The sequence below is a fragment of the Micromonospora sp. LOL_025 genome, assembly GCF_048060285.1.
Classification (GTDB): domain Bacteria; phylum Actinomycetota; class Actinomycetes; order Mycobacteriales; family Micromonosporaceae; genus Micromonospora.
Genome location: NZ_JBHMIR010000034.1, coordinates 20,910 through 33,826 on the forward strand (window position 1 = coordinate 20,910; position 12,917 = coordinate 33,826).

Annotated in this window: 7 protein-coding genes; 6 read left to right on the top strand and 1 reads right to left on the bottom strand. The window is 75.9% G+C overall.

Annotated features, from left to right (window positions below):
• The first annotated feature begins 90 nt into the window (after positions 1-90).
• From ACFHW0_RS27620 to ACFHW0_RS27645, 6 genes are all read left to right on the top strand, one after another.
• Complete coding sequence (locus ACFHW0_RS27620; protein ID WP_416612244.1) at positions 91-3,417, top strand: type 2 lanthipeptide synthetase LanM family protein; 3,327 nt, start codon at positions 91-93, stop codon at positions 3,415-3,417.
• 86 nt (positions 3,418-3,503) lie between these two features.
• Positions 3,504-3,740: a hypothetical protein gene (locus ACFHW0_RS27625; RefSeq protein ID WP_416612246.1), complete on the top strand. Its 237-nt coding sequence runs from the start codon at positions 3,504-3,506 to the stop codon at positions 3,738-3,740.
• An 82-nt stretch (positions 3,741-3,822) separates the two neighbouring features.
• Positions 3,823-6,723, top strand: coding sequence for an ATP-binding protein (locus tag ACFHW0_RS27630; RefSeq protein ID WP_416612248.1), 2,901 nt, complete (start codon positions 3,823-3,825; stop codon positions 6,721-6,723).
• 172 nt (positions 6,724-6,895) lie between these two features.
• A complete protein-coding gene (locus tag ACFHW0_RS27635; protein ID WP_416612250.1) occupies positions 6,896-8,710 on the top strand; it encodes a right-handed parallel beta-helix repeat-containing protein in 1,815 nt (604 codons plus the stop codon).
• 138 nt (positions 8,711-8,848) lie between these two features.
• The gene (locus tag ACFHW0_RS27640; protein WP_416612252.1) at positions 8,849-10,288 is read left to right on the top strand and encodes a hypothetical protein; all 1,440 of its coding nucleotides are present in this window, start codon (positions 8,849-8,851) and stop codon (positions 10,286-10,288) included.
• 257 nt (positions 10,289-10,545) lie between these two features.
• Positions 10,546-11,940 (top strand): N-acetylmuramoyl-L-alanine amidase, encoded by a 1,395-nt coding sequence (locus ACFHW0_RS27645; protein WP_416612254.1) that lies wholly within the window; start codon positions 10,546-10,548, stop codon positions 11,938-11,940.
• 49 nt (positions 11,941-11,989) lie between these two features.
• On the opposite strand, the gene ACFHW0_RS27650 is transcribed toward ACFHW0_RS27645, so the two are convergent.
• On the bottom strand, positions 11,990-12,889 hold the full coding sequence (locus tag ACFHW0_RS27650; RefSeq protein WP_416612256.1) for a serine hydrolase domain-containing protein: 900 nt from the start codon (positions 12,887-12,889) through the stop codon (positions 11,990-11,992).
• Between the last annotated feature and the right edge of the window lie 28 nt (positions 12,890-12,917).

The following is a 12,917-nucleotide window of genomic DNA, read 5'->3' on the forward strand; positions in this document are numbered from 1 at the left end:
CTCACGCGCACCGGCGCGGCCAGCAATGGGGCACGAATGTGAGTAGTTTCCACGCATGAACTCCGCGCCCCCCTCTGGCACCGTGCAACGGTGACCTCGACTCCCCTGGCCGGCGCCACCGATCACGCCTGCTCCGGCGTACGGCTGGCCCCGCACTGGTGGGCCCCGGGGCTCGCGCTGCACGAACGCGCGCCCGGCCTGACCGGCGGCGCACCGGGCCGACGTCCCGCCGACGCCCCGCGCGACGCGGACGACCCGGATGCGGGCGGCCCGGGCAACGCCGGCGCCGCGCGTGGCGTCGACGCCACGCGCGGCGCAGTCGGCACGGCCACCGACGGCCCCGACGGCACGGGCAACGCCGGAGGCGCGGGCGGTGCGGACCGGCGGCTGGCCCGGTGGCGGGACGGGCACGGGCCGGGCCTCGGGGCGCGCCTCGCCGAAATCGGCCTGGACGAGGCGGAGCTGCGCGCGCTGCTGGCCGAGGACCGATCCGCGCTGGCCGCCAGGACGACCCGCCCGGGATGGGCGCAGAGCGTCGAGGCGGCCCTGGCCGCCGCGGCCATGCCCCGGCCGCCGGTCGACCCGGCGGACTGGCGGGCCGCCCTCGCCGCGCCCCTGCGGCCGTTCGTCGACGTCGCCGCCGACCGGTTCCTCGCCGGAGCCCGTCCGATCGCGACGGAGAGGACGGTCGACCTGGCCGCCCTCACCGACCAGTTCGCCGCCGCACTGGGTCGGCGCCTGCTCGCCGTCGCGGCCCGCACGCTGGTCTCGGAGCTGCACCGACGCCGGGCGGCCGGCCGGCTCGCCGGCGCCGACGGCCGGGCCCGCTTCGCCGACTTCGTGGCGCAGCTCTGCGATCCCGTCGGGCTGGTCGAGCTGGTCGACCGTTATCCCGTGCTGGCCCGCCTGCTGGCGCAGGCCGGCACGGCCGCCGCCCGGTCCGGGCTCGAACTCCTGACCCGGTTCGTCGCCGACCGCGACGCCCTGGTGGGGACCCTGCTCGGCGGCGACGACCCCGGCCCGCTGGTCGCGGTCCGCAGCAACGTGGGCGACGCCCACACCGGTGGCCGTACGACCACCGTGCTGCGCTTCGCGGACGGCCGACGCGTCGTCTACAAGCCCCGCGACCTGGCCTCTCAGGTCCGCTTCAACGGGTTCGTCGACTGGCTGGAGCGGCGGGCGCCGGGGTCGGGGCTGCGCGGGGTCGCCGCCCTGACCCGGCCGGGCTACGGCTGGTCGGAGTACGTGGACGCGACGGCGCTGCGCCACCCGGGGCAGGCGGACGGGTTCTACCGCCGGCAGGGTGCCCTGGTGGCGCTGCTGCACGTCCTGCACACCACGGACATGCACTACGAGAACCTGATCGCCGCCGGTGACACACCGGTCGTGGTGGACACCGAGACGCTCTTCCATCCCGCGCTGGGCGAGCCGGTGGGCACCGGCGACCCGGCGGCGGACCTGCTGACCGCCTCGGTGCACCGGACCGGCCTGCTGCCGGTGATCGTCGTCGGCGACCAGGGGGCGATGGACCTGTCCGGCGTCGGCGGCGACCGGGGCGGGACCGCACCCGTCAGCGCGCTCGACTGGGCCGACCCGGGCACCGACCGGATGCGGCTGACCCGCCGGGCCGTCGACTTCGCCGGCGGACGCAACCGCCCCCGCGTCGGCGGCTCCCCGGTCGATCCCGGCGCCCACGAGCCGGCGCTGCGGGCGGGGTTCCGGCAGGCGTACGAGACGATCCGGGCGCACCGGCGGGAGTTCACGGAGCTGGTCGCGTCCTGCGCCGACGTCCCGGTACGGCTGGTCGCCCGGCCCACCTCGGCGTACCACACCCTGCTCACCGAGACCACCCACCCGGACGTGCTCGGCGACGCGCTGGAGCGCGACCGCGCGTTCGGCGTCCTCTGGTCCAGCGTGGACGGGCATCCCTTCCTCGCCCAGTTCCCGCGGCACGAGGTCGCCGCGCTGTGGGCGGGCGACGTCCCGCTGTTCGAGGGCACTCCGGGGGGCCGCACCGTCCGGGTGGCCGGGGGCGGCGAGCCGCTGCCCGTGCCGCTGGCCCGCTGCGGGCTCGACGCCGCGCTGAGCAAGATCGCCGGGCTGGGCGAGGTCGACCGGCGGCACCAGGAGTGGATCGTCGCGGCGACGCTGGCGACCCGTCGCCCGGTCGACGGCCGGCACGCGGGCGCACCGTCGTCCCGGCCGGTCGCGGACGCCGCCGCGTCGCCGGAGCGCCTGCTCGCCACGGCGTGCGCGCTGGCCGACGAGATCCAGGCCCGGAGCGTGACCGGCGCGGACCGGGTGAACTGGCTCGGCCTGGAGCTGGTGGACGACCGGCAGTGGCTCGTCCTGCCGATGGGGGGCGGGTTGGCCAACGGGCACCTCGGGGTCGCGCTCTTCCTCGGCCAGCTCGCCGCGGTGACCGGCACCGCCCGCTACGCCGAGCTGGCCCACCGGGCCGTCGCCGGGGTGCCGGGGCTGCTCCGGTTGCTCGGCGCGCGCCCGGACCTGACCGCCGCGATCGGCCCCGGCGGGCTGTACGGCCTCGGCGGCATCGCGTACGGACTCGCCCGGCTGTCCACCCTGCTGGCCGAGCCCGGGCTCGCCGGTCAGGCCCGCGCGGCGGTCGACCTGGCCGCCACCGCCAGCGCGGGTTCGGCGGCGGTGGCCTGGGCCGACGGCGGCGCGGGCTGCCTCGCCGCCATGGACGCGGTGCACGCCGAGCTGGGCCACGCGCCGGCGGCGGCACTCGCGCGGGGCTGGGCCGACCGGCTCGTGGACGTGATCGAGCGGGACGAGCTGCCGACGGAGGTGGGCTTCGCCGACGGGCTGGCCGGCATCGGCTGGGCGCTGGGCCGGCACGCCCGCACCGGTGGCGCCCGGTACGCGCGGGCGGGCCGGCGCGCGCTGCGCCGGGCCGGCGCCCCCGGCGGCGACGGGCCGGCGGAATACGGCTGGTGCCGCGGCGCGGCCGGCCTCGCGCTCGCCCACCATGCCCTCGCCCCCGACGCCGGCACCGCCGACGCCGAGCCCTCCGGCACCTGCGGGCCGGGCGCGGCCGACCGGGTCGTGCCGCCGGGCGGCGGGCCCGGGCGCGGGCCCGACGAGGCGGTACGCCTGCTCACCGACCGCCCGCTGCTCGACGACCTCAGCCTCTGCCACGGCGAGTTGGGCGTCGCCGAGGCGACCGGTGTCCTCGACGGCTGCGGTGGCGCGGTCCGGCGACGCGCCGGTCGGATCCTGGACGCCGTCGACCGGTACGGGGCGTCCTGCGGGACGCCGGGCAACGTGCCCACCCCCGGGCTGCTCACCGGCCTCGCCGGCATCGGGTACGGGCTGCTCCGGCTCTCCGGGGCCGGGCCGGTGCCGTCGGTGCTGCTGCTGGAACCGACCCCTGAACCGCGCCCCACGGGTTGAGGACCGCCGGGCGAGCGACGACGATCTCCAGAGGAGCCGCCAGCTCCGGAAACGACCTACGAAGTCACCAACAGGAGGAATGACAGTTGTCCGAGAACCAGCTCCCCCCGTACCGCGTCGACGAGACCGACCTCGCGACGCCCGTCGACGACCCGGCCGGGGCGATGTGGCTGCAGCCCGTCGTGACCTTCGGGATCCGCGCGGCCGCCCTCGCCAGCCTGGCCGTGCCCGTGGGCATGGTGATCGGCGGTCTCGTCGGTGACGCCGGCGCGGCGGCGGACGCCGCACCCCTGACGACCTGCTGCCCCGAGAAGCCGATGTGATGACGGCGCGGTAGCCGCGCGGCGGCGCGTCGACCAGCACCGCGTTGGGCCGGGGCCGGCCTCCTCGGATAGCGTGCGCAGTGTGTACCGCTCCTCGAAGTTCATCGGCAGGGACGCCGAACTGCGCGCGGTGCTGAAAAGCCTCGAATCGGCGCGGGCGGGGCGGGGCGGCGCGGTCTTCGTGGTCGGCGAGAGCGGCGTCGGCAAGTCCCGTCTCGCGTCGAGGGTCGCGGAGCTGGCCACCGCGGCGGGCATGCGGGTGATGCAGGGCCGGGGCAGCACGATCGGCACCGCGGTGCCGCTGCGCCCGCTGACCGAGGCGCTGCTGTCGCTGCTCCGGTCCGGGCCGGTCGACCCCACCGTGCTCGGGCCGTACGGCCCGATCCTCGGCCGGCTCGTCCCCGACTGGGGCCGGCCACCGGCCGACCAGGAGAACGCGTCCCTGGTGATCCTCGCCGAGGCCGTCCTCCGGCTGACCGGGGTGGCCGGCGCGGGGCGGGGTTGCCTGATGCTGCTGGACGACCTCCAGGACGCCGACACGGAGACGTTGACCGTGCTGGAGTACCTGATCGACAACCTCGCCCTGCAACCGACCCTGCTGCTGGGGGCGATCAGGGCGGAGCCCTGCGCGGCGTCGACGATCGCCCGGTCGGCCGCGCAACGCGGCCAGTGCACCCTCATCGAGCTGGGCCGGCTCGACGACGACGGGCTGCGGCAGATGGTCGGCGCCTGCCTCGACGCCGACCCGGAACGGGTGCCGGCGGCCGCGCACGCCCTCGTCGCGACGGGCAGTGCCGGCAACCCCTTCCTGATCGAGGAACTCGTCGCCGGCATGGTCGACGGCGCGCTGCTGATCGGCGGCCCGCAGGGCTGGCGGCTGTCCGAGGAGCTGCCCGCCGCCCTGCCGAGCACCCTGGCGCGGGGCATGGCGCAGGGGGTCGAGCAGCTCGGTCCCCGGGCCCGGGAGCTGCTCTCGATGGGCGCGCTGCTGGGCCAGCGCTTTCCGCTGGCCGTGGTGCAGGCGGCCACCGGGCTGAGCGACCACGACGTGCTCGACCACCTGTGCGGCGACGTCGCCGGGCGACTGGTCACGGTGGACGACCAGCTCACCGACTGGTACGCCTTCCGGCACCGGCTCACCCGGGAGGCGCTGCTCAGCCTCCTCGGCCCCGCCGACCGCGCCCGGCTCGCCCAGCGGATGGCCGACGCGGTGGAGGCGGTCTTCCCCGGTCTGCCGGGCGAGTGGTGCCAGGTGTCGGCCAACCTGCACCTGGAGGCCGACAACCCGGAGGCGGCCGGCCGGCTGTTCACCGAGGCGGGCCGGCGGGCGATCGCGCAGGGCGGCGCCACCACCGCGGTCGCCCTGCTCGACCGCGCGATCGGCCTGCTCGGCGAGAACCCCGTGGCCCGCGCGGCCGCCCTCGAAGCCCTGCTGCACGCCCTGGCGGAGGCGGGACTGGTCGAGCGGGCGCTCGCGTCGGTCAGCACCCTCGACCAGATCGGTGGCGTCGATCCGCGCCGGCGGGCGCAGCTGCACACCCGGCTGGCCTGGGCCGCGACGGTCGCCGGCCGCTCGGCCGAGGGGCTGGCGCAGGTGGAGCAGGCGCGGGCCCTGCTGGGCCCGGACGCCGCCGCGGAGGACACCGCGCCGATCGACGTGGTCGCCGCCCACCTGGTGCTGGACACCGCCGGGCAGGACCAGCTCGCCACCGCCGAGGCGCTGGCCCGGCGGGCCGCCACCGTCGCCGAGACCGTCCCCCTGCCGGTGGTGGCCTGCCAGGCCTGGCAGCTGCTCGGCGCGTTGATCCGGCACCGCGACCCGGCGGAGGCGACGTGGTGCCTGGAACGGGCCCTGGCCTTCGCCGCGCAGCACCGGCTGCCGATCTGGGAGATCCACGCGCTGATCCGGCTCGGCAACGACGACGCGCTGCGCAACGCGCGCCTGGACCGGCTCGAACAGGCCCGGGAGCGGGCCTCGCAGGCCGGCGCGGTGACCGCGCGCCACCAGGCGGAGGCGAGCCTCGCCCTGCACGCGGTGCTGCGGGGCGACTTCGACACCGCGAACGCCCTCGTCCAGCAGGTGCTGGCCGCGACCACCCGGCTGAAGCTGCTGGAGACCACCCAGTACGTGCTGCTGGTCAGCGCGGTGCTCGCGGCGCACCAGGGGCGGCGCCGGGAGATGGAGCACGCGCTGGCCGAGTTCCGCCGGTGGAGCGGCGACCAGGCCCTGCACGCCTCCCGCGTACACGGGCTGGCCAGGGCCTTCTGCGCACTGCTGGAGGAGGATCGGCCCCGCGCCCTCGACGAGCTTGCCCGCGCGTTCGACGCGGAGGCGCAGAGCCCGACGGTCTTCCACCTCTCCGGCCGGCACGGCCTGCACGTGCTGCTCCAGGTCACCTCCGGCGAGGCCGGCTGGCCGGCCTACGAGGCGGTGCAGGGCGACTCGGCGAGCAGGCTGCGCTGGGATCTGCAGTTCGCCCTCTTCGCCAAGGCGGTGCTGCTCGGCCGGTCCGGTCGGCAGGAGGAGGCGGCGGCGGCGGCGGCCGAGGCGATGCGGGCCGGGGCGCCGTACGCGATGGGCCGGCACCTCGCGTTGCGGCTGGTGTGCGAGTCGGCCCTCGCCGACGGGTGGGGAACACCGGTGCAGTGGCTGCGCGCCGCCGAGGAGCACTTCCACCGCAGCGACGTGCCAGCCGTGGCCAGCGCCTGCCGGGCCCTGCTGCGCCAGGCGGGCGTACGCATGACGCAGCGCCGCTCCGGTGCGGGCGACATCCCCTCCGGCCTGCGGTCGGTGGGCGTGACGGTGCGGGAGTTCGAGGTGCTTCGGCTGCTGGTCGGGCGGCTGAGCAACCGGGAGATCGCCGGCCGGCTGCATCTCTCCCCGCGCACCGTGGAACGGCACGTGTCCAGCCTGCTCGGCAAGACGGGCCTGCCGAACCGGATCGCGCTCAGCGAGTACGCCGCCGAGGTGGAGAGCGGCTGAGCGGCGACACGGTGCAACATTCCTGCAATCGACGAACGTTGACGTCGATGTCCGGGCGGCCCTAGCGTCACGGGAGGGAAAGCCCTTTCCCGCATGGTCCGGCGCCCGCCGGACGGCGCACCGCCGCCGCCCGCCGGCCCTGGCCGCTCCCGCACCGCACCAGGAGGACCCCGTGCGTGACAGGCGCATCAGACGTACCCGCGGCGCGGTCGCCGCGGTCGGCGTGTCGGCGACCGCGCTCGCCCTGGCCGCGACCATGGTGTCGACGGCACACGCCGCCACCCTCTTCTCGGACGACTTCGGCGACGGCGACAGCGGCGGCTGGTCGAAGTCGGGCGGAACCTGGTCGGTGACCACCGACGGTTCGCCGGCACTCCGCCAGTCGAACACCGGCAGCGAGCTCGCCCGGATGTTCGCCGGGCAGACGAGCTGGACCGACTACGAGGTGCAGGCCCGGGTCAAGCCGGCCTCGTACGGGCCCGGCGGTCTCGTCGCCATCGCCGCCCGGGCCAGCAGCTCCACGAAGATGTACCGGCTGTCGCTGCTGGCCGACGGTCACGCCGAACTCCAGGCCGTCAACGGCAGCGCGGTCACCGTGCTCGGCTCGGCGGCCGGCGTCGGCTCCACCGGCGCGTGGCACACGCTGCGGATCGAGACCACCGGCAGCACCGTGCGCGGATTCGTCGACGGCGTGCGGGTCGGCGACGCGAACGGCAGCCTGACCGGCGCCGGGCGCATCGCGCTGGTCACCGCCCACGCCGGCGCGAGCTTCGACGACGTGGTGGTCAGCTCCGCCGGCACCGGCCCGACCACCCCGCCGACCACCGCCGCCCCGACCACCGCTCCCCCGCCGACCACTCCGCCCCCGACCACGCCGCCGCCGGCCACCGGCACCCTGGTCGTCGCCACCAACGGCGACGACGCCGGCACGGGCACCCTGGCCCAGCCACTGCGGACCATCCAGCGCGCCCACGACCTCGTGCAGCCCGGCGGGACCATCGCCGTGCGCGGAGGCACCTACGCGCCGGCCAGCACCATCAAGATCCTCAAGGACGGCAGCCAGTCCCAGCCGATCACCCTCACCGCCTACCAGGGCGAGCGCGTGGTCATCGACGGCGAGAACATGCCGTACACCCCGGGGGCCGTGGGATCCTCGATCCCCCGCGCCGACCGGGGCGCCCTGCACGTCGAGGGCGACTGGTGGCGGTTCGTCGGCCTGGAGATCGTCAACGGCCCGTACGGCATCTTCGGGGTGGACACCAACAACGGCCGCTACGAGCGCCTGGTGACCCGCGACAACTACGAGACCGGCCTGCACCTGCAGGGCGCCTCGTCGGGCAACCACGTCGTCGACCTGGACAGCTACGGCAACCGCGACCCGCGCAAGAACGGCGAGAGCGCGGACGGCCTGGCCATCAAGGAGGGCTCCGGGACGGGCAACGTCGTCCGGGGCGCCCGGCTGTGGCGCAACGCCGACGACGGCTTCGACGCCTGGTTGTTCCTGTCGCCCGTGCTCATCGAGGACAGCCTCGCCTACGACAACGGCTACAACTACTGGAGCCTGCCCGACTACACCGGGGACGGCAACGGCTTCAAGAACGGCGGCGGCACGGATCCGCGTCCGGCGGTCGCCCACGTCACCCGCAACAGCATGGCCTGGGGCAACTCGGCCGGCGGCTTCATCGACAACGGCAACCCCGGCTCGCTGGTCTTCGAGCGCAACACCGCCTGGGACAACGGCAAGGACGGATTCAACGTGTCGCGCTCCACCTCGGTCCTCACCCGTAACCTCGCGGTCGGCAACACCACCGACGTGTCGCTCGGCGGCTCCACCGGCTCCGGCAACTCGTGGAACCTCGGCGGGACGTGGTCGCTCGTCAGCACGGACCCGGCCACGATCACCGGCCCCCGTACGGCGGGCGGCGCCATCCCCACCTCCTCGTTCCTGCGCCCGGCCAACGGCGCGGACGTCGGCGCCCGGATCTGAGCCGGACCGGCCGGGGCGGTCGGCGGTGGCACCGCCGGCCCCCCGGCCCCGGCGGCCTCCCGCACCGGCGCGGGACCGTGCCGTGCGGGTCGCCCGTCGGGGCCACCGTCCGGCGCCGCGCGCTGGCAGGATGACCGGATGGACCTCGACACCGGCGCCGGGCTGCTGCACCGGCTGACGTCCTACGAGCCGAGCCGCGAGTGGGACGCGCCCCTGGACGATCCGCGCGTCCGTCAGGACCTCGTCCCGAACGACCCCGAGACCCTGCCGCCGCCCATGAAGGGCTACCCGGACGGTCCCGCCGTCCTCGCCCTGCCCCGCGACCTGCCCGACCCCGGCGTCCCCGCGACCGCCGTGCTGGCCGGCGTCGCGCCCCCCGCGCAGCCCCTCGACGCGGCGCAGCTCGGCCGCGTGCTCTTCCTCGGCGCCGGCGTCGTGCGCACCGCCGAGCGCAACGGCCGCCCCTTCCTCTACCGCGCCTCCGGCTCGGCAGGGGCGCGGTTCCCGCTGGAGGTCTACGCGAGCACCCGGGGCGTCGCGGGGGTGCCGGACGGCGTGCACTGGTACGACGCGCGGCGGCACGCGCTCGTCCAGGTGGCCCCCGCCGCGACCGGGGCGGTCACGACGCTGGTGGTCACGGGCGTGCCGTGGCGCACGGGCTGGCGCTACGCCGAGCGCGGCTGGCGGCACCTCTACTGGGACGCCGGCACGCTGCTGTCCCAACTCTCAGCGGCCGCCGACAGCGCCGGCCTGTCGCCGCGGCTGCGGTCGCTCTTCCCGGACGCCACCGTGCGCGCGCTCGTCGGCGCCGACGGGGTGCACGAGTACCCACTGGCCCTGCTGTCCCTCGGCGACGGTGCGCCGGCGATCGGGCCCACCGGGCCGGCGGTCCCCGGCGAGCTGCCGCCGGTCGAGCTGCCGCTGTGCACCGCCGCCCAGCGCGCGGGCGAGCGGAACGTGCTCGGCGCGCCCTGGCCGCGGGCGGAGCCGCTGCCGGCGTACCCGCCGTCCGACCCGCTCGACGAGGTCGTCCGGCGGCGCGGCTCGCAGCGGCGGATGGACAGGTCCCGGACGCTGCCGCGCGCCCTGCTGGAATGGCCCCTGGCGGCGGCCCTGCGCGGCGTGCCGGTGCCGCACTGGGTCGCCGTGCACGGGGTCGACGGCGTGCCGCCCGGCCTCTATTGGTGGCCCGACCTGTCGGCGCCGCTGCGCGCCGGTGACCTGCGCGACGAGCTGCTCCGGGTCTGCCTGGACCAGGCGCTCGCCGGCGACGCGGCCTATGTCGTCGTCGCCGCCGCGCCGCTGTCGGCCCTCGACGACCGCGGCTACCGCGACGCCCAGCTCGCCGCCGGGCTCGTCGAGGGCCGGCTGCACCTCGCGGCGTACGCCCTCGACGCGGGCGCCTCCGGCATGACCTTCCTCGACTCGGACGTCCCGGGGCTGCTGGGCGAGCCGGACGACCTCGCGGCGCTGCTCTTCACCTGTGTGGGCGTCCCCGAGTACCGGTCGCGCGCGGGCGGGCGACCGGGCGCCCCGGTCGCGGTCCGCCCGGTCATGCCCCGCGTCGGCGGTTCGTGACGCCGCTCGGCAGGGTGCCCACCGCGGGCACCACCGGCCGGCGGTAGCTGAGCAGATCTAAGGGGCCGGGACCGCGCCGCCGCGCCCGCCGCCTTCGTGCGCAGACGCCCCCAGGCGGGTGGGCACCTCCACCTATGAAGGTTTCCGCCATCCAGCCACACCGGAACGGCAGGCGTTTACATCAACACCCATCGCGGTGTACGTTACCGCCACCCGCCGAATCTCATTGATATCGGCGAATATCTGGAGGGGTGCAGATGACTGCTCGACCCGCCGCGCGACGCAGGCGTGGGCTGCTCAGCGCCATGCTGGCCGCCACCCTGGTCCTGACTGCCGAATCAGCCCTGGCCGCCGCGCCGGTGTCGGCCGCCCCGGAGGGTGCCCCACCGGCGTCCGCCCGGTTGGCCACCGCCTTCGACACCGCCGCCGGCCGGTACGACGTCCCCCGCGACCTGCTCGTCGCCCTCGGCTACGCCGAGACCCGCCTGGACGGGCACGGCGGCGCCCCCAGCGCGGCGGGCGGCTACGGCATGATGCACCTGGTCAGCAACCCCAGGCTGCGCACCCTGGACGAAGCGGCCACGCTGACCGGGCTCAGCCGTGCCGCGCTGCGCGCCGACCCCACCGCCAACATCGCCGGAGCGGCCGCCGTCCTGCGCTCCTACGCCGACCAGGCCGGCCTGACCGCGGCCGAGCGCGACGACGTCGACGAGTGGTACGCCCCGGTCGCCCGCTACGGCGGCGCGTCCCAACCGTCGCTCGCCCGCCTCTACGCGGACGCCGTCTACGAGCTGCTCGGCACCGGCTTCGAGACCGGTCACGCCGGGGTGGCGAAGGTCCCCGGCCGCCAGGTGACCCCGGAGCGGGACCTGCCGGGCGCCGCGTCGGACGGGGCCGGCATCCTCAGCACCGACTACGGCCCGGCCGCGTGGGCGCCGGCGAGCACCAGCAACTACACGGTGGCCAGCCGCCCCACCAGCCACTCCGTCAGGTACATCGTCATCCACGTGACGCAGGGCAGCTACGCCGGCTCGATCAGCTGGTTCCAGAACCCGGCCGCCCAGGCCAGCGCGCACTACACGTTCCGCTCCTCCGACGGGGCGGTCACCCAGTCGGTGCGGGAGAAGGACATCGCCTGGCACGCGGGCAACTGGACCTACAACACCCAGTCCATCGGCATCGAGCACGAAGGGTACGTCGACAACGCGGCCTGGTTCACCGACGCGATGTACCGGGCGTCGGCGACGCTGACCCGCAGCCTCGCCAACAAGTACGGCATCCCGAAGACCAGGACGCACATCATCGGCCACAACGAGGTCCCCGGGGCCACCCACACCGACCCGGGTCCGAACTGGAACTGGGGCTACTACATGCAGCTGGTGAACCAGCAGACCGGTGTCGGCTCCGGCACGGTGAACACCGAGGGGGTGAGCCTCAACGTGCGCTCCGGACCCGGTACCGGCTACGCCGTCGTGGGTTCCGTCGCCGACGGCGCGACCGTCAGCATCTACTGCCAGGCCGTCGGCACCACGGTGACCGGCCCCTACGGCACGAGCAACATCTGGGACCGCATCGGCACCAACCGGTACGTCTCAGACGCGTACGTCCTGACCGGCCACGACGGCTTCATCCCCGGCGTGCCACGCTGCTGACCACCACGGACGGTGCCGTCCACCCCCGCGGGTGGACGGTACCGGCGCGTCACAGCCGCGCGACGACGAGCTCGTGGATCGCGGCGAGCAGCTCCTGGTCGTGCTCCGCGTGCGCGGTCACCGTGACGGCGGCCCGCCGCGCGGGGCTGACCACCACGTACTGGCCGTAGCGACCGTCCAGCCGGTACGTGCCGGCCCGGTCGATCCACACGCCCAGCCCGTATCCGTGGGTGTACGGCTCGCCGTACGTGACGGCGCTCGTGTCGACCCGCTCCCCCGCCATCCGCCGCACGTACTGCGCGGGGAGCACCTGCCGGCCGTTCCACCGGCCCTCCTGCACCAGCAGCTGGGCGAAACGCGCGAGTTCCTCGGTACGGAGGAAGAGGTCGCTCTCCGCGAGGGGGTGGCCCAGCGGACACGCGTGCCAGGGCGGATCGTGCAGGCCCAGCGGCGCGAACAGGCGCGGCAGCAGGAACGCGCGCAGGTCGGCCCCGGTGACCCGGGCGATCACCCGGCCGAGGGCGTACGGGCCCGAACCCGTGTAGCCGAAGCGGGTCCCGGGCGCGGCGACGAGCGGCGCGGCGACGATCTCGTGGAGCAGGTCGGCGGCGGTGATCCGCTCGTCGGCGAACCAGCGGTGGCTGGTGCCGCTGGTCATCGTCAGCAGCTGGCGGAGCGTGACGGCACCGAACCCGTCGGCGGCGATCGGCCGCAGCTCGGGCAGGTGGTCCAGGAGGCGGTCGTCGAGGCTCAGCCGCCCCTCCGACTCGGCGAGCCCCACGGCCACGGACGTGAACGTCTTGGCGACGGAGTACAGGTTCACCCGGTCGTCGGAGCGGAAGCGGTGTTCCACGGGCGGGCGGCCCTCGCGGTGCACGCGGATGCCGTACGTGCCCAGCGCACGGTCGCGGTCCGCCCGCACGAAGTCGTCGAGTAGATCGGTACTCACGGGCGGACGATACGCGAGACCGCCGGCG